Here is a 19,525-nt window from a genome sequence, read left to right on the forward strand (position 1 = left end):
ACAACCAAAAGACGTGCCAAGTTAATGATGAATTTTGTAAAAAGTCCCATTAAAACATTGCTGCTAATTTCCAGTGTGTCTCTCCCCGTTTATGCTGCGCAGCCTATTATTACACCTGATGCACCAGCAGTGGCCGCCAAGGCTTTCGTCTTGATGGATTATAATTCGGGCCAGATTATCGCTGAGAGTAACGCTTATGAAAGCCTTAACCCAGCCAGCCTAACTAAAATGATGACCAGCTATGTCATAGGTCAAGAAATCAAAGCGGGCAATGTCTCGGTCGATGATGATGTGACTATCAGTAAAAATGCCTGGTCTAAAAACTTCTCTGACTCCTCGAAGATGTTCATTGAAGTCGGAACTACCGTTAAAGTCGGGGATTTAAACCGCGGTATCATCATCCAATCGGGTAACGATGCGTGTGTGGCTATGGCAGAGCATATCGCTGGCACCGAAGGCGCCTTCGTTGACATGATGAACTCATGGACAAAACAGCTGGGTATGCGTGATAGCTACTTCGAAAACTCCCATGGCTTAGACTCAGAAAACCACAAAACAACTGCCTATGATATGGCATTGTTAGGTGCAGCCTTAATCCGCGACGTTCCAGAAGAATACCGCATCTATAGCGAAAAATTTTATACCTTCAACGGTATCAAACAATATAACCGTAATGGTTTGTTGTGGGATAACAGCATGAGCGTGGACGGTATCAAGACAGGCCACACCTCAGGTGCAGGTTACAACTTAGTGGCATCTGCAACCAAAGACGGCATGCGTTTGATTTCTGTGGTTCTGGGTACTCAAAGTGAATCTGCCCGTAAAGCTGAAAGTAAAAAGTTACTGACCTATGGCTTCCGTTTCTTTGAAACTGTCACGCCTTACAAAGCGGGTGATAGTTTCACAACCCAACAAATATGGTACGGTGACAAGAGCACTGTTGATTTAGGCGTCGCAACTGATACACCTATTACGATCAGCCGTGGCCGCGGTAAAGACTTGAAAGCAAACTTCGAATTGACTAAGCCATTAGATGCACCGTTGAAAAAAGGTGAAACTGTAGGCCGTCTATTCTTCCAACTTGATGGTAAAGACATTGCCCAGTTCCCACTGGTGACGTTGCAAGAAGTCAACGAAGGTAGCTGGTTTAGTAAATTAGTCGATTACTTTAAGCAGATGTTTTCTGGATGGTTTAGCTAAGCTAAGTCCCATAAATAAAGCCACCTTCGGGTGGCTTTATTTTTTTGGGGAGTGCATCGCCCTTGAATCGGGTATAATCGCCACCATATATATCCCAATATAGCCGCTAAGAGTACTGAGTATGTTAGACACTAAATTTGATGAACTGATGGATTTCCCTTGCGCATTTCCTTTTAAGGTCGTCGGTGAAGCCCACGAAACGCTAACTGACAAAGTCGTGGCTGTGGTACAAAAACATGCACCGGGTGATTATTCACCTTCGACAAAAACGTCGAGCAAAGGTAGCTATCACTCCATTACTATCCGCGTGACAGTGACCAGCAAAGACCATATCGAAATTTTGTACACTGAACTTGCCGCCATCGAAGGCGTACGCCGCGTACTATAAATATTCCTCAAGGCCATGAAATGTGATCTGTCTTACATTTATGGTCAAGAGGCGTATAATAGCGCCACTCAATTCTAAGGGGAGAGGTTGCCCTTGCAAGACACGACTTTGCATATTCGGCATCTTGGAAAACAAGATTACGAATCAGTGTGGCATGCTATGCAGCACTACACTGACACGCGTAATAGTGAGAGCCCAGATGAGCTGTGGATAGTAGAACACCCACCCGTGTTTACCCAAGGCCAAGCTGGTAAAAGCGAGCATATTTTGAATGCTGGCGATATTCCTGTGATCCAAGTGGACCGTGGTGGCCAAGTCACTTACCACGGCCCTGGACAACTAGTGGTATATCCTCTTCTCGACATAAAACGTAGTAAAGTCGGCGTGCGTCAACTCGTTACTCATATAGAGCAAAGCATTGTCGATATGCTCGCCAAGTACGACATTAACGCTTATGCCAAAGCCGATGCGCCGGGCGTATATGTGGACGAACGTAAAATTGCCTCCCTCGGATTACGCATCCGTAAAGGCTGTTCATTCCATGGATTAGCCCTTAATGTCGATATGGATTTAGCACCATTTCGCCGCATCAACCCTTGTGGTTATGCCGGTCTTGAAATGGTGCAATGCAAAGCACTTGGCGGACCACAAACCGTGATTGAAGCGGGCGAGCAACTTACTATTACTTTTAGCCAATTACTGGGCTATCAACACCTAGTTCATCATCAAGGATTAGCAGCGTCATGAATAGGCCTGAACGTTTACAACCCGGAGTAAAACTAAGAGATGCCGATAAAGTGTCTCGTATTCCGGTCAAAATCGTCCCATCAGAGCGCGACACTATGTTGCGTAAACCCGATTGGTTACGGGTTAAACTGCCGGCATCGAATCAACGCATTTTAGACATCAAGCAAGCGCTGCGTAAAAATGGCCTGCACTCTGTCTGTGAAGAAGCCTCTTGCCCTAACCTTGCGGAATGCTTCAACCACGGCACAGCAACCTTTATGATTTTGGGTGCGATTTGTACTCGTCGTTGCCCATTCTGCGACGTGGCCCATGGTCGTCCGCTTAAGCCTGATGCTGAAGAGCCAGTTAAATTGGCGCAAACAATCCGCGATATGAAGCTGAAATACGTGGTAATTACCTCTGTAGATCGTGACGATTTACGTGATGGTGGCGCCCAGCATTTTGCCGATTGTATTCGTGAGATCCGCAAACTAAATCCTGACATCAAGATCGAAACCTTAGTGCCTGATTTCCGTGGTCGTATCGATGCTGCCTTAGATATTTTATCGACTGAGCCGCCTGATGTGTTTAACCACAACTTAGAAACGGCGCCCATGCATTATCGTAAAGCGCGCCCAGGTGCGAATTACCAATGGTCGCTCGATCTGCTAAAACGCTTTAAAGAACGTCATCCAAATGTGCCAACTAAATCAGGCCTGATGATGGGACTGGGTGAAACCAACGAAGAGATCGCTCAAGTGCTGCGTGATCTGCGAGAACATAAGGTTGAAATGCTGACCTTAGGCCAATACCTACAGCCATCTAAGTTCCATTTGCCGGTTGAACGTTATGTGCCACCAGCCGAGTTTGATGAGCTTAAAGCCTTAGCCGATGAGTTAGGTTTTACCCATGCAGCCTGTGGCCCATTAGTGCGCTCAAGCTACCATGCGGACCTGCAAGCCCAAGGTAAAGAAGTGAAATAACCTTCTTGCTTAGATGCGGATAACCTTGATGCAAACTTCAGATGATGCTGAGTTTTAGTGATATAGAGTTCAGGGTTATTAAAATAGAAAAACAGCGCTTAGGCGCTGTTTTTTATTGCCTGTTTTTATGACAGTTGTTTATGAAGAGTGATTCGTATAGCTGTCGTTATACGACATGAACGCTAATGCTCTGCTTATTCTTGGTTTATCGCTAAATCCATCAAGATAGCATCTTCTTTACCGCCCTCTATCGGGTAGTAACCTTTGCGACGTCCCGATTCAATAAAGCCAGCCTGTTGATATAAAGCACGGGCGCCGAGATTAGACTCTCGCACTTCTAACATAAGCACCACAGCGCCCGATACCTTGGCCGATGCCATCACAGCCTTAAGTAATAACTTACCGTAACCTTTGCCCTGCTGACTCGGTAATAGGCAAATATCCAATAAAGTCACTTCATCGATAATTTGCTGAACTATCGCAAACCCTAAGAGTCCTTCGACGTGATCAGTATCTGAATCCGAAACGACGTCAATATTTGCCTCAGTATTTGCATCTCCATCTAAGTGAGCACTCAGCTTTAAACCTAGGACACGATACAAGTGACCAAAACAATCGGCAAGATTCCCCTCGCTCATGGGATGGCTATGGGCCAAGGATTCAAGCTGCGCCATTTGGGGAACATCTTCAAGCGTGAGAGCCACAAGCTCAACAGGCAAACCTGCTGTCAATTGTGCTGCGAATGGTGTTGTGAATAGACTATCTACTGGTGGGATGTTCAACGCCGGTATTCCAAAGTATTGGTTATTAATGTATTTACGAGTAAAGCTTAAGACTTGCTTGGAGCTTGGCCGCTAACTTGGTCGCGCCATTGGTAAATCTGCTGCCAGAGCGCGCTTTTAGCCTGCCAACCCACCAATAAATCAGCCAACGGCTCAGACACTAACCATGCGGTACGTGGCCTGACTTTGTGACGTCGCAGATCCCAAACGATCTGTTTACCCGTATGAGGCTCACAGTCAAAATCACATTCATCACGCTTTATGTCGATAAGCGTTAGCACTGCGTCAATAAGCGGCTCTGCTTCTGGTAACTCACCGTTTTCATCCCAAATCACTAAATAAGGTTTCACCTTAGTGTCGCGCACTCGCCAAGTTGTCACATTCATGGCGGTTAAATAGGCTGATTTATTCATTAGGGTCAGTTTTATTCAATTAAAGTATCGACTCACAATATGCCGCTAGAATAGCAGTTCTGCCATGGCATTGTTACTGCAGCACGGCGAAAGGAGATGATATCTGGCTTTATCGCTTACGAGATTTAACACTCGAAAGTTCAATCGAATTTATAGATTTACAAAATCTAATTTACTCATTTTACATTTAATATCAGAAGATTAGACTAAACACACTCAGTAAGACAATAGAAGGAAAACGCCATGATTAACATAGGTATCAATCAAGCTCACAGAGAAGAAATCGCCGCAGGGCTAAACCAACTATTGGCTGACAGCTACAGTCTTTACCTTAAGACCCATAGCTTTCACTGGAACGTTACTGGCCCAATGTTCACTAGCTTACACTTGCTATTTGAACAGCAGTATACCGAACTTGCCCTTGCAGTCGACCTTATCGCAGAGCGTGTACGTGCATTAGGCGCCAGAGCACTCGGCTCATATTCAGCCTATGCCGCACTGACCGAGATAAAAGAAGATCAAGGTGTCACTCAAGCCGAAACCATGATCCGCGAACTATTAAGCGATCAGGAGCTAGTAATCCGCAATGCCAGAGCCTTGTATCCGCTGGTGAATCAAGCGAATGATGAAGCGACTGCGGACTTGCTCACCCAGCGCATCCAACTGCATGAAAAAAATGCCTGGATGCTACGCAGCTTACTCGCAGAATAATCGCTAAATAGATTATTTCTCTGACCAAAGCAAAAAAGTCGCCAAGTAAACACTTGGCGACTTTTGCCTTTAAAGCTTGATCAAACAGAATAGATTAGAGGTACTTAATCCAAGCCTGAGTGCTGTGCTTTTTATATTCGCTAAATCGCTTAACGGGATAATACAATGCGATGGCTAACACGCCCGCGATAAACCAAACCCATCCTATATTGCTCACGCCAAAGTACTCACCATGGTTTACGCCAAAGATGAATTTCGCTAAAGTATAAAGCAGTAACAGCACGTACAAATGTAAGATATAGAAGAACATAGGGACTGAGCCAAACACAGACAACCCATGGCCCACTCGCGCTAATCCCCCACCCACTTTCCCACTTGATGCAAAATACCGCTCAAAGGCCACTAAGCAAAAAAACATGCCGCCTAAGGTCACCAGTAAAAAGCTTAGTGATGGCGGGTATTTCGTTAAGTTAAATACCGACATCAAGGTTTCACCCAAATGTGCCCCCGACTGCCAAGGCAGGGTTTCGCCATAAAGGTTAAACCCACGTAGCACCGCAAAAAGTACCCAACAGCTGATCCCTAAAAACAACAGCTTTTGCTGGCGAGCCGATGCATCAAGATGGCTTCCGTTCGGCTTATTACTAAAAAGTGGCCCTGCAACATAACCCAGTAAGATCACCCCAATCCAAGGCAGCACGGGATAACTCACCTTAACCCTAAGCGCACCTTCGCTGACGAGATAACCGCGGTCGTGCAATATGGTCCACAGACCGTAAACCCACTCATTGGGCTGAAAACCAATTGGCGTCAACAGATTATGGCCAAAAACAATCGCAAATCCTAAAAGGGCCATCCAAGGTCTAGGCAGGTTTATCAGCGCAGCGAGTGCTAACATACTCAGACCAATCACCCAAATCACCTGCAACCAAAGGGTGTAATAGCTGACCATCCAAGAGAGGTTAGAGAAGTTAATCACTAAAATTTCCAGCGCGATTAAAAACAGCCCGCGTTTAATCAAAAACATACGTGCTGAACGTGGCTCGCCATGGCTACGATTGGCATAAAGCCATGCAGAAACCCCGGTTAAGAACACAAAGACCGGCGCACAAAAATGGGCGGCAAAGCGACTCACAAAAAGCCCCCAAGAGGTCGAACTCAAATCCATAGGATCGCTCACCTGCATGTGAAAGAAAAACCGCTCCCGCACATGGTCGAGTAACATGATAAGCATCACCATGCCGCGCATCATATCGATACTATTAATCCGGGTGCGGCCAATAGAACGACCCAGTTCTTGCTCAGCAAAACCTGAAGATAACGCTGGGTTAGCGCTGATATTAGAATTCATAGCTAACACTCACTTTAATGCTACGTGGCTCACCCGGCACGGCCCAAAGAGCGGAATAGCTACTCGCGATGTAATGTTCATCCAGTAAGTTATCCAGATTCACTCCAAGGCTTAAGTTGTCGCTTAAGTGGGTGTTCATAAACAACCCAACTAACTGATAAGAAGGCAATTGAAAACTCGGATCGGCAGAATCGCCGAGACGCGAATCCACATAACGCCAGCTAAGCCCTAGATGACCATCAATAGAAAGCCTATTCAAATCCTGTTTCAGAATCACACTCGCGGTATGCTTTGGCACATTCACCAGTGAACTGCCTGCAGGAATGAGCACGCCCCAATCAGGATTCAAGCTGTCATTGGCGGTACGGGTATTAAGATAGGCATAGGATAATTTTGCTTGTAAATCCTCCGTCAGTTCGGCGGCTAAATCGAGTTCAACCCCGCTACTTTTAGCTTTACCTAAGGTGGCAGAAAAACCAACATTGATAGGATCTGAGGTCAAGATATTGCTCTTTTGGGCATCGAACACGGCTAAACTACCGTTTATAGGAAGATCGTTTAACCAAGTACCATTAAACTTCATCCCCAGTTCAACCGACTGACTCTCTTCCGCTTCGAAGGGCTTACCCGCAAAGTCAGTTCCAGAAAGCGGTAAAAAGCCTTCAGAATAAGAGCTATAGAAACTTAAGGCATCGGACCATAAATACACCAGACCCACCTTGGGGCTGACTCGACTATCGGTTTGCTCTGACAGAGTATCTTTCGCGACTTCACTGATATCTTGCTGATAACTATCGAACCTTAGCCCAAGGTGCAACTTCCACTTTTCAGTTAAATCCATTTGATCTTGCAGATAGGTCCCCCACGCCTTTTGAGTCTCGTTATTCTCATACAACAAACTCACCTCTGGCTGAAGCCCACCGTATTGAGGGGCATAGATATCGATGGCGTATTCACCTTTTTTGCCCCGATAACGATACAGTCCTGTCTTCAAATTGTAGTGATAGGCATCGGCACCGAGCAGTAAATTATGACGAATAAAACCCGTATCCACATGACCACTTAACTCTAGACGCAGCGAATTATCCTCAGAGGCGTAGTCACGATATCTGTGCTGCCTAGTCAGCGTGCGATCATCATCAAATAGCGATTGCCGCCCCTTTGCTAACTCGGCATCAGACGAATACCCCTTCAAGCTAGAGTCTCGATAGTTATAGCCAGCAGTTAATGACCAATCATCATTTAATTCATAGTCATAGGTCAGCTGATGCCCTGTGGCATTCACCTCCGTTGCGCCATCATTAGGTTCACCTAAATAACGCGAGCGTGGTACGGTATTAATATCGTTATTGAGCACAATAATGCCGCGATCGAATAGCTGTTCCTGCTTGAGGTATTCCATTTCATACAGCAAGGAAGCTTTTTCGGAAATCTGCCAACGCATAGACGGCGTAACGATTTTTTTATCGCTAAACACATAATCACGAAAACTATCGTGTTCCTGCCAAGCGCCATTAATCCGAAATGCCAAGTTATCGGTTAAACCTGAGGTCACATCACCTTCTAACCGATATTGGTCGAAACTCCCAGCCGATGCTTTTAAATAACCACTGGTTTGATACTGAGGTTTCTTAGTCACAATATTGACTGTGCCACCGGGTTCCGAGCGGCCATAAAGTGCCGAACCTGGGCCTTTTAAAATCTCGACATAGGCAACGTTTGATAAATCTCTATGACCACTAAAACCTCGGCCACCATTAAAGCCATTGATTAAATACCCCGATGGCATGTTTTCGTTGCCCGGAAAGCCTCGTAGGGAAAAACTATCCCATAAGCCGCCGCCATTATTTTGCCGCGCCACACTGGCAGAATAGTCCAGTACATCTTGAAACCGCGTCAGCCCCGCATCTTTTATCAATTGCTCGTCTAACACACTGATCGCTTGGGGAAGTTCAGTTGAGGACACATTGCCACGATAGGCTTGGCGATAGTGGATACTTAAACGTTCAATATCAGTGTCAAGCACTGCGTCACTCACAGTATCAATAGCTTGTGAACTCGATTGGCTGCTTTCTGCGGCCAACAACATTGAAATAGGATTGAGCACAAACAAAGCGCCCAGCAACAGCGCAGTGCGCTTAGGGGCATAAAAAGAAGTCATTTTCACTCCGAAAATAAACAGCATGGGCGCCTTAGCTAAGCCAAGGCGCTCAAAGTTAATTAAGATAAATTGAATAAACAGTAACTTATGCTGTTATGGGCGGAGCACGACTATTGAAGAAACGACTAAAAGGTCGCTTAAAGGAAACGGCCTGAAACTCAACCGAGATATAACCCTGCTGAGCGAGTTGAAAATGAAAGGGTGTACTGGTTAGCGCATGTTGCAACTGGTGCTGATGTAAGCACAGCGAACAATTGGCCTTGGAGTCTTCACTAGCATGGGAAACACTGTGAACAGCAATGGCAACAGACAATAGCACCAATATGGCTGCAAGCCATATTGCTAGGGTGCGTCTTGTTTGTATCACACTATTCAAACCCTACTTCCTCAGATAATTTGGCAGGCGATTGTATGTTAAGCACTACTAAAGTTGCAAACCGATTTACCTAAGCCGTAGGGCTTAAATGTTACAAGAGGTAACTTATCTCATGAGTCATTAGCTATGCCGTCCATAGACTATTTGCAGCCTGCTACTTTACATAACCCTTTAACACATCATCAATCATGATATTAAGGGATGTTATGCCCGCACCTGTGATATACCAAGCCTCTGGATCCACAAAAATAACATTCCCCGTCTTCCAAGCATTGGTCTCACGCAAGAGAGGGTTATCTATGGACTGTTTATCCAATACTGGGCTTCGCTCCATCACTGCGGTTCTGTCAACCACGTAAATGATGTCGGGATTGTTTTCAAGAATAAACTCGCTTGATACAGGTTGACCGTGCAATCCCATCTGCTCTGATAAGCTAGCGGGTTTAACCCCTAGCGCACTGTAAATGAACCCATAGCGTGAACGAATACCTAAAAATCGAAAAGCGCCATTATTATGTAGCACCACCAATGCTTTTTCTGGCCTGTCCTTAATGACCATTCTGGCGGCTTGGATCTTAGTTTCCAGTTCATCCACTTTATGTTTTGCCAAGGTTTGCTTATCGAATAATTTACCCAGCATCAATAAGTGTTTTGTGACTATATCAAAGTAATCGCTGTTGCTGTCTTGGTAATCAATATCCAAATGAATGGTCGGAGCCAAATTGGAAAGCGCTTGATAATGACTAGCTTGAACGGATGACATCAGCACCAAATCGGGTTTAAGTGCATAAATACGTTCCATATTGGGTTGAACGATAGCACCTAAATCAACAATATCACTATTGTTGCTGTAGTCTTTCAGGTAGTAAGGAACAAAATCCTTTGGCATGCCGACAATGGGAACACCCAACTGTTCGAGATAGTCGACTTCATTCATATCTAGGGCCGCAACACGTACTGGCCGTTTTGTAATAACAGTAGTGCCCAGCTTATGCTCTACCTCTATCGGGGCAAACTCCAACTCAGCCGTTGAAGCACTCGTATCCGATGATGCAAGCTGTACTGATTCGGTTTTATTGTCGCAGGCCAGCAAAAAAGCCGAGCTAAATAACAGAATCGCTATCACTTTAGTCCCACTTATACATTTCGACGTCACTTGTATTCTCCTTGTAAGTTGAAGTTGAAATAGTTACATACTGTTCCTTGACTCGTTTTCAGCACCTCAAGATCCAGTTCGTACAGTGCTTTTAGCCTTTGTGCTGTGACGACCTCTTCAACGGGTCCAGCGCAGTGCACAACGCCTTGCTTCATGCCGACAATATAGTCGGAGTAGTTCGCCGCAAAATTGATATCGTGAACCACTAACACGACCGTTCGTTTGTAATCATCACACAGATGGCGAAGTGCCCGCATTATGCTAACGGCATGTTTCATATCCAGATTGTTGAGCGGTTCATCTAACAATAAATAATCCGTTTGCTGCGCAATCGCCATTGCCAGAAAAGCCATTTGGCGTTGTCCGCCGCTAAGTTCATCAATAAATACATTGGCTAATGACTCTAAAGCTAAAAACGACAGCGCTTCATCAATGGCGCGATGATCTTCCTTTGTGAGTGCCCCTTGGCTATAGGGAAAACGACCAAATGCCACTAACTCCCTGACCGTCAGGCGTAAATTAAGGCTGTTAAACTGACGCATGGTTGCCACTTGCTTGGCATAATCCTTCAAGGGAATATTGTGGATAGCAGTACCTTTGAGTAATACCTCGCCCTGCTGGATATTCAGTAACCGACCAATCGACATCAGTAAGGTACTTTTGCCAGCACCGTTAGGGCCGATGAGAGAAGTCATCTGATGTTCGGGAAATTGTGCAGTGACATTTTTTAGCACAGGTTTCGCGCCATAAGACTGATATAAGTTATTGACGGTTATCACACTGCGCTCCGAGGTTTAAGAATTAAGACAAAGAAATAGGCGCCACAAAATAGATTAATTAACAGCCCAACACTGGTTTGATAATTAAACAGATGCTCAACGAGCATTTGCGCGATCAGAAAAACCGAGATAGCAACGGCGCATCCTGTTATCAAAGTAAATGAGTGCGACGGATGCCTTGCCAGTGCATAGGCCATGTTCGCGACAAATATCCCCATAAAAGCAGTCGGCCCCACTAAACTGGTTGATATTGCGACCAATACCGCGATAAGACCCAATAGCAGGCGCACCACTTTTTGATAATCAATACCAAGAGAGATAGCTTGCTCCCGCCCCATCAGTAATACATCAAGTACAGCACGCACTCTCCAAGCGGCGATACACACAGCACTGACAAGCACTAAAGAGATAAGCAATTGCTCTGGTTGAGCGCGGTTGAACGACGCTAGGCTATAGCTCTGGAAAATAGAAAACTCACCGGGACTGATAGAATATTGGATTAACTGAGTAAAACTGCCTAACACCACAGTGAGTACTAAGCCCACAAGCAGTAGGAAAAACACATCATGTCGATCTCCACTAAATAGCCAGCGGTGAATCGCCATTGAGTAAAGCAACATCACCACAACTGAGACAAAGAAATTGCTGTTAGCGGTGATCAGAATACTGCTGCCCGTCCCTAAGATAAGGATCAACAATGCCTGCAAAATCAAGTACACCCCTTCATACCCCATGATAGATGGCGTTAAAATGCGATTTCCGGCTAAGGTCTGAAACAGTATCGAAGAAAACGCAATACAGATACCACCAAGGCAAATAGTGCCCAAACGCACCAATCGATTCGGTATGACATAGTCAAAATCAAAGCCTGAGCCCATCAATAAAAATGTGACTGCCAACATAATAGGCAGCCCCCAGCTCAAAAAACGCCATGCACTGTCTTTCATTTGATTTTCCAAACGATAACTAAAAATATGAGTCCACCTAAACAGCTTGCCGTTAGACCTATAGGAATTTCAAAGGGATACAAAACAAGCCGACCAAGCAAGTCACAGATAATCAGTAGTGTTGCGCCAGCAAAGGCGATAATAGGCAAGGTACGTTTTAAATTATCGCCGTAACGCATAGCGACAAGATTAGGAATAATCAAACCAATAAATGGAATACTCCCGACTGTGATCACTGTGGTCGCTATGGTCAGGGAAACCAGCACTAACCCTAAGATAACTAGGTTGAAATAACTCAGGCCTAGTGTGGTAGCTAAGCCTTCGCCCATTCCTACAATGGTAAAGCGCTGTGCATAAAGGTAGGTCAGTATGACTACGGGAAGGATCAGATAGATGATTTCGTAGTTACCCTGCACGATTTTTGAAAAATCACCCAGCATCCATCCCTGCATACTCTGCATCATATTGTTTTGATAAGCATAAAGTTCCGCTATCGCACTGAGTACACTGCCAAACATAATCCCAATAATTGGAATGAGCACCGGACTCTTATACCGAATACCACGAATAATCAGAATAAAAGCTAAGCTCGCAAGCAAGCAAAAAACCAAAGCCCCCAACATTCTGGCGGTGACCCCCATACTCGGGGCATGAATGATTGAAATTAATATGCCTAGTTTGGCGGCATCAAGCCCGCCACAAGTAGCAGGTTCAACAAACTTGTTTTGCACAATCTGCTGCAATATCACGCCACAGACTGCAAGCCCTACACCTGAGCAAATCAAGGCAAAGAGCCGCGGCAGACGACTCGCAGATAACACCAACCAGACATCATCCGAGAATGTCAGCATCTGCGTCACAGAGGCATACTTTGCGCCTAGCAGCAATGAGGCAAAACAAAGCACAAAAAAGCACGTCAGTGCATAAACCACCTTCACAAACTGATACTTCCTATACGCAATAAATCTTGTACTAATCTGCAGCCGCTATGAGGTTTTCATATCGACGCGCTATGTTTGAGCCTTATCGGATCCCCCTGCCTTTTGGGCATGGGTAACGGCAATACCCGCTAACACTAAGTCACGTTTTCGCTCCCACCATCTGCGTGCGCCCACCTTCATGATGTCTACCATCGCATTTATCTGCTCAGCTTTATCAGGGAGCTTGGTGGCTTCATCTTCCCAAATTGCGATAATTCGCTCTTTACGTGTCCGACCATCGGCTTCTGGTTTAGTGGTTGACCACCATCCCAAAAAGCACTCCCCCACCATGTCAACTAAGATATCAACGGCAAGCACTGCCTCATCGAGGGAGAAGCCTTTGCGTTGCAGCTTTTCGACCGATTCAGCAAAAGAACGTATACCCGATGACGGCGTAACACTGGCCTGATGAATAGATTCAGCGAGGCCAGGATGACGCTCATACAGTGCCCAAATGGCATCGGTCAATATGATCAATTCGCTCCGCCAATCGGTGGCTGCTGGCGCTCGCCAGTCCAGCTCATTAATTGCAAGCTCAGCAGCAATGGAGATAACATCATTCCGACCTGCTACGTGATGGTAAAGAGAAGAATGATCGACCTTTAAATGCGCGGCTATAGCAGGGATAGTCGCTTGATCAACCCCAATCTCCAACGCAGCTCTGGCGATAGCCTCACGGGAAATACGGCTAGGTCTGCCACGCTGGCGTTTTTGAGTGGGTTGATCCGGTACTTGTGTCATATCGATAAGGTTTCCAAGGCAAAAATGCCATTCTAACCGCTCTTGCTACCCGCTGCATGGCAATACCCAATACAGCGGGTAGAAGCTAGCCGCTAAAACTTCGCCCTAACGCCTACACCTATTTCTCGAGGTTCAAGTAAATATGCATCCACGCCTCCGGTACTTCTGTCAGCCATTTTTGCCACGGGTGCACGTTCATCCAGCAAATTGCGTGCATAAACAAAGGCTTCAAAATATTGGTTGATTTGATAGGAAGAATTCAGGTTTACCGTAGTGTAAGATCCCACTCTTAACTCAGGCTCATTGGTATCCGTTGAAAAGTATCCATCCGTATGGCGCACATCACCGCTCACTTTAATGGCGTCTGTGATTGAATAGTCAAACCCTATATTGAACATATATCCCGGCGCTTTACTAAACTCGTTGCCGACAAACTCCTCACCACGGTAGTCATTAAATTCACTTATCTCAGTTTCAAGTAAACCCAGCCCACCATATAGGCTAAAACTATCGGCTACTTTAAAGTTCCAATCTAATTCAATCCCATAGCTTTGCGCTTCATCGGCATTAATAATGACAGAACCAAAGGGACGTCCATCGAGGTAGTCAGTAACTGAACGTTGTGAATCCTTAAAGCGGGTGTAGAAGAGATTGCTATTTATGATTAAGCGTTGTTCAAGCAGATCGATACGGGTAAAAAGTTCATAGTTCCATGCCGACTCGGCATCAAAGGTATAATATTCGCCGCCGCGGAAGTTAATACCTGTGCCCCCAGGAATATTGCCTTCACTGATCATCGCGCCGATTAAGACGTTATCTGTCAGATCATAGGACAGGGCAACTTTAGGTAATAAAGCCGTAAACGTCTCTTCATATTGATGGCGCACACCTGGAATGTAGCTGGCAATACCATCGTGGCTAATTTCATCAGACTGATAACGAAGAGCGCTGGTGAATGCCCACTTGGGTGAGAAGCGCCATATGACTTCACCGTAGGGGGCAAAACTGGTATGTCTCAGGTCGGCGTCGGCATTACCAAATACGTTATTCAGCTTGTTATTCGTTTTATCATCCCAGTAGAATACACCGGCAACCCCACTAAACTCTGAACTCTTGTCACCAAAGTTCAGCCTTATATCATTCGAAAAGTTTTCATTATCTCGTTTTGCGATCCCTTGATAAGGTGCTGCGAACCGATAATCAAACTGCCCTTCTGAATACTGCAGTTGGTTATGCAACTTCATCCCATTGTCGAGCACATATTCAAGATCAAAAATTCCAACATGATTGCTGACTTCTTGATTATCCTGAAAAATTGAACGATTTTCTAAGTCATCATAGGGTTCTGATACCACCTCGTTTCTGGGACGTTTAGCCTCAGTGGAGGAATAAGTCAGCATGGCGGAAAAGTTGCTGTATTTTTCGGGTTCCCATAACAACTTCGCCCGTAGATTTTGGTTTTTAAACTCAAAATCTAAATCATGGGCAGTAAAATCGGGGTTAACGTAATCAACAAAGGTATCTCTAGCGCTGTAATCTGCGCTAATTCTTGCGGCAAAGTCATTACTTAGCGCACCGGACGCCATGACCGAAAAGCGCTGCTTATTCCGACTGCCATAAAGTGCTTGCGCTGCAAATTCTGGCGTATAAGTGGGGTTATGGGTATGGATAACTACAGCGCCAGCAATACTGTTGGCTCCTTGACTGGTCGTTTGCGGACCACGGTAGACTTCAATAGACGACACATCCCACACGCCTGCGGCGCCTAAATCCAGTTCTGCGGGGCTCAGATATTTACCATCCACACTGATAGTTGCACCCGGCACAGGCTTAGATAAGTAGGCATTACCCGCTGCAACAGGCCCTTTAGTATCCGTACCGCGGATAATGGGCGCATCGGTATTTCCGGCATAAATTAAGTTTGGCGTACCGCCGAGGATTTCAGAAATCGTTGATTGGTCGGCATTTTTCCTCAACTGTTCTTCAGTGATGACCGTCACTGAACTCGCCGTTTCCTTCAGCGTGCGCTCGATTTTCTGACCGTAAACTGTGATGACTTCAATATTTCCCGCTGCATCTTGTTGCTTGGATTGCTTATCTGGAGCAGTTCCACTGTCAGCAATAGTTGAGCCAGAAATAGCGCTAAGCCCCAGCGCAAGAGAACCGATAACCCACTTTGATTGTGGGTAAAACTTACCAAATCGGGGCATGTTTAATAACTCCTTATACGAAAGATTTGTTGCCAATGAGAATAGTTATCAATTATATTATCGCCGTTCAAAAAATTTATCAACACTGTGTTGATAAATAAAAATGACCGCTTAATATGGTCGCCATCTCATGGCGGTTCAATTTTTATGAAACAAGGAATTTGGCTCGTGGATGTTCATTTGCCCATAAAATCTGGCACTCAGACTATTTTTTACTCTGCAATATCAAGACTTCATCGCTTCATTGGCCTTGTGTTAATCACACTTTCCAGACCGAAGCCCAGCCTGTTCCACTTCTATTTTTTAGGTGAACATTAAAATGCAGCGACTTTTCAGTCCCACTTCAACATTAGCCTTCACCCTACGTCCGGCGATTCCCGCACTCACTTTCGGAATGCTGCTAGCGGCAGGTGCTGGCGTGACGACACTAGGTGCACTCTGGTGCATGATTCAACTTATTGCAGGCCATCATTCGCTATGGTTAGCGGGGGCGCTCATATTTGGGGTCGTGTCAGCGCTACTATCAGCTGGCGCATCTTGGGTTAACCACAATGCTGAGGCGCAATTTTCTGGAAGATTAAGGCGTCATGTTGCAGCGCATCTTGTCAGGTTGCCACCAAGTACCTTGGCAAAATATAAGGGCGAAAAGTTAAAGCGATTAATGGTCGATGACATAGCGTCATTGCATCATATGATCGCGCATTTACCCTCTGAGCTAGCGACCTTTATCATTGTCCCTGCCATCACTATCGGTTTGCTGATCTTAAGCGCGGGCTTAGTGGCATTACTTGCCCTTATCCCAGGCCTAGTCGCCGCACTTTTCTATTTGGTGGTGATCCCAAGGCTTGCTGCAAAACAGGGTGAAGCACGAGTCAATGTGATGGGAAATATCACTGCAGCAGTAGATGACTACGCCCGTGGTGCGCCTGTATTTCGCATTTATGGCGCACAAACTGGTGCTATGGCCGATTACCAAAAGGCAACGACACATTTTATTGGGGATATTCTTGAGCGGGTAAGCAAGGTATCAACTTCAGTCGCCGTGGCCACATCACTACTGCAGGCTGTCTGTACTTTTGCCATTGTCTATGCCATCGGGTATGAATGGCCCCCAGAAAACCTTGCTGCCGCCTTGTTCTTCAGTCTGGCCATAGTCACGCCAGCCCTAAAGCTCGGGCATGGGCTTGATTATCTCGCAACGGGCCGCGCTGCCGCTCAGCGGCTAACGGATTTTCTTGAGCAATCGAGAGTTCCTGTTGGTAACGGCAATATTGAGCTTAATGCAAATATGCCGCTCACCCTCACAAATGTTATGCCTTCACTGTCTACAAGCAATCAATCTGTGCCCATTAACTATCAATTTAGATCTGACAGAGTGACGGCAGTTACAGGGTTCAGTGGTGTTGGCAAGTCCACATTACTGCGCTTATTAGCTGGCATGGAGCAGCTAAATGCCGGAGATATTCGACTCGCTGGTATGGAACTCAAAGAGATGGATGAAGCCTCTATTAATCGCGCGATCATGCTATTACCGCAAAGTGCGGGACTACTGGCAACCTCCATCGCCGACAATCTCGCGCTCACCGCACCTTGTGCCACGGATGACGATTACTTAGCGGCATTATACTGCGCACAATTGGATAAACCCTTAAATACTCATGCAAGCACACTGTCTGGCGGTGAAATACAACGCGTTAATCTTGCCCGTGTTTTCCTTTCACCCGCTAGGGTGATATTGCTTGATGAACCCACATCGGCCCTAGACAGCGAAACGGCGTTTAACGTGTTTACAGCACTACGCCATCACGCAAAAACAAACCACAAAACGATTGTGATGGTCACCCATGACTTAACGCTTGCCGAGCTGGCGGATGACAAGCTCACACTCAAGCATCATCACAGGGAAGGAGAAGGCCAATGATAAATCGTCCCCAAGATTACGCAGCCATAAAGCACTTAATACCTGTTGCCTACGGTTGGGCTGTGGCGGCCATATTGGAAGCGGCATGCTACATTCAACTGGCTTTAGCCATTATTGAGCAGCAATCACCGCAAAAACTGCTATCGATTGCCGCAATAACCATACTCACCACAATACTGGTTTCGCGTTCAGGTTTTTGGGCTGGCGCAAGGCTGGCCAATGCGCTCTACAGTGCATTAGGCACGACCATGCAACAAGCTAAACTCTCTTGGTTTACACCGAGTGTCAGGACACTACTCATAGAAACTGTCTCTCGAAGTATTCCTGGCTTTATGAGTATTCCGGCACATCAATTTCAGGTATTTATTCATGCACCGCTTATTCCGCTCTGCATTACCTTTGGCATAGGATTGATCGGTGGCATACCACTGGTACTGATGTTGGCTAGCTTGTTACTCGTGTCATTTGTGATTCAGAGTATGGCGCAACGAGCCCTTGCCCGCGCAGATATGGACCGAAACAACACTGAATTGGCAGCAGAGCAGTCAACCCTTGAACTTATCGACCACTTAGAGTTACTGCGCACAGCAGCAGGATATAGCGGCGCAACAACACGGTTGGAGCAAAACTGGCAAACACAAGAAATCGCACTGGAACGAACTAATCGCGCCGCAGCTATAGCAACATTACTGTCGGCTATCGCCAGCTTTTTACCTATTGCAGGCATGGCACTCTATCTGGTGCTATCCGGTATAAACAATACGACAATGCTGCTCGCTGTTTTGATGTTGACCATGCGCGCGGCGGCGCCACTTGAGACTCTCGCCGTGGCGGCAATAAGCATTAATGATCAGCTAGCGGCTATTAAACACTATCGACAAGCGACTCATGCGCCAACGCTCAAAGAGCCAAGCCAAGCGCAGCAAAAGACACCGAACAATCATACAATCGAATTGAATAACGTAACATTTCCCCCTGCGGTGCAAAATATCAATGCCACTATCGAGCCAGGTGAACGCGTACTGATTTGTGGCCCGAGCGGTTCAGGTAAAACCAGCTTACTTAAGCTATTGATGCGCTTTGATGATCCCACCCTAGGCCTGATCACTTTGGGCAAGGTGCCGCTCACGTCAGTTCCCGCAACTGAACTTGCCCGCTTTTTCGCCTATGTGCCGCAGGATCCACTCATCTTTACAGGCACCATTGCCAGTAACATTCGTATTGGTAACCCTGATGCCGACGATCAAGCCGTAGATAAAGCGGCACGCCAAGTGGCGCTGGATGAAGTATTAGACAGATCAAAACTGGGCATTTATCAAGAAGTCGGCTTGCAAGGCGCAGGGTTATCGGGAGGGGAACGCCAAAGGCTTGCCTTAGCACGCGCGCTTATCAAAAATGCGCCGATTCTGATAATGGATGAGGCCACCTCGGCATTGGATGAAGAGACAGAAAAGCGTGTAGCCAAGGCTATTTGCGAACAGAGTTGTACATTGGTTTTAGTTTCGCACCGAAACCAATCATTTTGGCAGCCAACCAAGATAATAGAATTTCATCAATCAGTTGCCTCAAAGTAGGATCGGCTTTCTACGCATTAGAAAACTGAATTACAGATGTCAGACACAGATTACAGTGATTAATTTGTCGTTATTGACCACATCTCAATGAGTTATGTACTGCAGCCGAAATGACATGAATCATTT

At 46.0% G+C, this 19,525-nt stretch carries 18 protein-coding genes; 7 read left to right on the plus strand and 11 right to left on the minus strand.

Translation table 11 applies throughout. The annotated features are described in order from the left end of the window. Positions 1-24: 24 nt before the first annotated feature. From ACHA99_RS14225 to lipA, 4 genes are all read left to right on the plus strand, one after another. Positions 25-1,200, plus strand: a complete 1,176-nt coding sequence (locus ACHA99_RS14225; RefSeq protein WP_028761483.1) for a serine hydrolase — start codon at positions 25-27, stop codon at positions 1,198-1,200. 121 nt (positions 1,201-1,321) lie between these two features. Next, positions 1,322-1,588, plus strand: a complete 267-nt coding sequence (gene ybeD / locus ACHA99_RS14230; RefSeq protein WP_006082758.1) for a DUF493 family protein YbeD — start codon at positions 1,322-1,324, stop codon at positions 1,586-1,588. 93 nt (positions 1,589-1,681) lie between these two features. Continuing rightward, positions 1,682-2,335: a lipoyl(octanoyl) transferase LipB gene (gene lipB, locus ACHA99_RS14235; protein ID WP_028761484.1), complete on the plus strand. Its 654-nt coding sequence runs from the start codon at positions 1,682-1,684 to the stop codon at positions 2,333-2,335. Continuing rightward, entirely contained in the window at positions 2,332-3,297 is a 966-nt protein-coding gene (gene lipA / locus ACHA99_RS14240) for a lipoyl synthase (RefSeq protein ID WP_028761485.1), read from the plus strand. The genes lipB and lipA overlap by 4 nt, the downstream gene beginning before the upstream one ends. A gap of 194 nt (positions 3,298-3,491) precedes the next feature. Here lipA and ACHA99_RS14245 read toward each other — a convergent pair whose 3' ends face one another. Further along, positions 3,492-4,079, minus strand: a complete 588-nt coding sequence (locus ACHA99_RS14245) for a GNAT family N-acetyltransferase (protein ID WP_393943384.1) — start codon at positions 4,077-4,079, stop codon at positions 3,492-3,494. A gap of 47 nt (positions 4,080-4,126) precedes the next feature. Further along, the gene (locus ACHA99_RS14250; RefSeq protein ID WP_028761487.1) at positions 4,127-4,492 is read right to left on the minus strand and encodes a hypothetical protein; all 366 of its coding nucleotides are present in this window, start codon (positions 4,490-4,492) and stop codon (positions 4,127-4,129) included. A 243-nt stretch (positions 4,493-4,735) separates the two neighbouring features. Here ACHA99_RS14250 and dpsA point away from each other — a divergent pair, with 243 nt between their 5' ends. Then, a complete protein-coding gene (dpsA, locus tag ACHA99_RS14255; protein WP_028761488.1) occupies positions 4,736-5,203 on the plus strand; it encodes a DNA starvation/stationary phase protection protein DpsA in 468 nt (155 codons plus the stop codon). A gap of 94 nt (positions 5,204-5,297) precedes the next feature. On the opposite strand, the gene ACHA99_RS14260 is transcribed toward dpsA, so the two are convergent. From ACHA99_RS14260 to ACHA99_RS14300, 9 genes are all read right to left on the minus strand, one after another. Next, positions 5,298-6,554 carry a DUF1624 domain-containing protein gene (locus ACHA99_RS14260; protein ID WP_393943387.1) on the minus strand — a complete coding sequence of 419 codons (1,257 nt, stop codon included), beginning with the start codon at positions 6,552-6,554 and terminating at the stop codon, positions 5,298-5,300. Continuing rightward, positions 6,544-8,715: a TonB-dependent siderophore receptor gene (locus ACHA99_RS14265; RefSeq protein WP_393943389.1), complete on the minus strand. Its 2,172-nt coding sequence runs from the start codon at positions 8,713-8,715 to the stop codon at positions 6,544-6,546. Before ACHA99_RS14265 ends, ACHA99_RS14260 begins: the two co-directional genes overlap by 11 nt. An 85-nt stretch (positions 8,716-8,800) precedes the next feature. Beyond that, on the minus strand, positions 8,801-9,091 hold the full coding sequence (locus ACHA99_RS14270) for a DUF2607 family protein (RefSeq protein WP_028761491.1): 291 nt from the start codon (positions 9,089-9,091) through the stop codon (positions 8,801-8,803). A gap of 154 nt (positions 9,092-9,245) precedes the next feature. Beyond that, the gene (locus tag ACHA99_RS14275; RefSeq protein ID WP_393943391.1) at positions 9,246-10,247 is read right to left on the minus strand and encodes a siderophore ABC transporter substrate-binding protein; all 1,002 of its coding nucleotides are present in this window, start codon (positions 10,245-10,247) and stop codon (positions 9,246-9,248) included. Next, positions 10,244-11,026 (minus strand): ABC transporter ATP-binding protein, encoded by a 783-nt coding sequence (locus tag ACHA99_RS14280; protein WP_011791040.1) that lies wholly within the window; start codon positions 11,024-11,026, stop codon positions 10,244-10,246. Before ACHA99_RS14280 ends, ACHA99_RS14275 begins: the two co-directional genes overlap by 4 nt. Beyond that, on the minus strand, positions 11,023-11,973 hold the full coding sequence (locus tag ACHA99_RS14285) for an iron chelate uptake ABC transporter family permease subunit (protein ID WP_393943393.1): 951 nt from the start codon (positions 11,971-11,973) through the stop codon (positions 11,023-11,025). Before ACHA99_RS14285 ends, ACHA99_RS14280 begins: the two co-directional genes overlap by 4 nt. After that, positions 11,970-12,911 carry an iron chelate uptake ABC transporter family permease subunit gene (locus ACHA99_RS14290; protein WP_315942860.1) on the minus strand — a complete coding sequence of 314 codons (942 nt, stop codon included), beginning with the start codon at positions 12,909-12,911 and terminating at the stop codon, positions 11,970-11,972. Before ACHA99_RS14290 ends, ACHA99_RS14285 begins: the two co-directional genes overlap by 4 nt. Before the next feature lie 72 nt (positions 12,912-12,983). Further along, on the minus strand, positions 12,984-13,694 hold the full coding sequence (locus tag ACHA99_RS14295; RefSeq protein WP_115016893.1) for a TetR/AcrR family transcriptional regulator: 711 nt from the start codon (positions 13,692-13,694) through the stop codon (positions 12,984-12,986). A gap of 92 nt (positions 13,695-13,786) precedes the next feature. Next, positions 13,787-15,904, minus strand: a complete 2,118-nt coding sequence (locus tag ACHA99_RS14300; protein WP_393943396.1) for a TonB-dependent receptor — start codon at positions 15,902-15,904, stop codon at positions 13,787-13,789. A 319-nt stretch (positions 15,905-16,223) separates the two neighbouring features. Here ACHA99_RS14300 and ACHA99_RS14305 point away from each other — a divergent pair, with 319 nt between their 5' ends. Then, complete coding sequence (locus ACHA99_RS14305) at positions 16,224-17,825, plus strand: ATP-binding cassette domain-containing protein (protein ID WP_393943398.1); 1,602 nt, start codon at positions 16,224-16,226, stop codon at positions 17,823-17,825. Then, entirely contained in the window at positions 17,822-19,399 is a 1,578-nt protein-coding gene (locus ACHA99_RS14310) for an ATP-binding cassette domain-containing protein (protein WP_393943400.1), read from the plus strand. Before ACHA99_RS14305 ends, ACHA99_RS14310 begins: the two co-directional genes overlap by 4 nt. Positions 19,400-19,525: the final 126 nt, after the last annotated feature.

The sequence above is a fragment of the Shewanella sp. S23-S33 genome, assembly GCF_043359565.1.
GTDB classification, from domain to species: domain Bacteria; phylum Pseudomonadota; class Gammaproteobacteria; order Enterobacterales; family Shewanellaceae; genus Shewanella; species Shewanella oncorhynchi.

Coding starts and splice junctions, on each gene's coding strand:
- dpsA (WP_028761488.1), top strand. CDS start 4,736: ATGATTAACATAGGTATCAATCAAGCTCACAGAGAAGAAATCGCCGCA.
- ACHA99_RS14285 (WP_393943393.1), bottom strand. CDS start 11,973: ATGAAAGACAGTGCATGGCGTTTTTTGAGCTGGGGGCTGCCTATTATG.
- ACHA99_RS14305 (WP_393943398.1), top strand. CDS start 16,224: ATGCAGCGACTTTTCAGTCCCACTTCAACATTAGCCTTCACCCTACGT.
- ACHA99_RS14295 (WP_115016893.1), bottom strand. CDS start 13,694: ATGACACAAGTACCGGATCAACCCACTCAAAAACGCCAGCGTGGCAGA.
- ACHA99_RS14250 (WP_028761487.1), bottom strand. CDS start 4,492: ATGAATAAATCAGCCTATTTAACCGCCATGAATGTGACAACTTGGCGA.
- ybeD (WP_006082758.1), top strand. CDS start 1,322: ATGTTAGACACTAAATTTGATGAACTGATGGATTTCCCTTGCGCATTT.
- ACHA99_RS14300 (WP_393943396.1), bottom strand. CDS start 15,904: ATGCCCCGATTTGGTAAGTTTTACCCACAATCAAAGTGGGTTATCGGT.
- lipA (WP_028761485.1), top strand. CDS start 2,332: ATGAATAGGCCTGAACGTTTACAACCCGGAGTAAAACTAAGAGATGCC.
- ACHA99_RS14260 (WP_393943387.1), bottom strand. CDS start 6,554: ATGAATTCTAATATCAGCGCTAACCCAGCGTTATCTTCAGGTTTTGCT.
- ACHA99_RS14225 (WP_028761483.1), top strand. CDS start 25: ATGATGAATTTTGTAAAAAGTCCCATTAAAACATTGCTGCTAATTTCC.
- ACHA99_RS14265 (WP_393943389.1), bottom strand. CDS start 8,715: ATGACTTCTTTTTATGCCCCTAAGCGCACTGCGCTGTTGCTGGGCGCT.
- ACHA99_RS14310 (WP_393943400.1), top strand. CDS start 17,822: ATGATAAATCGTCCCCAAGATTACGCAGCCATAAAGCACTTAATACCT.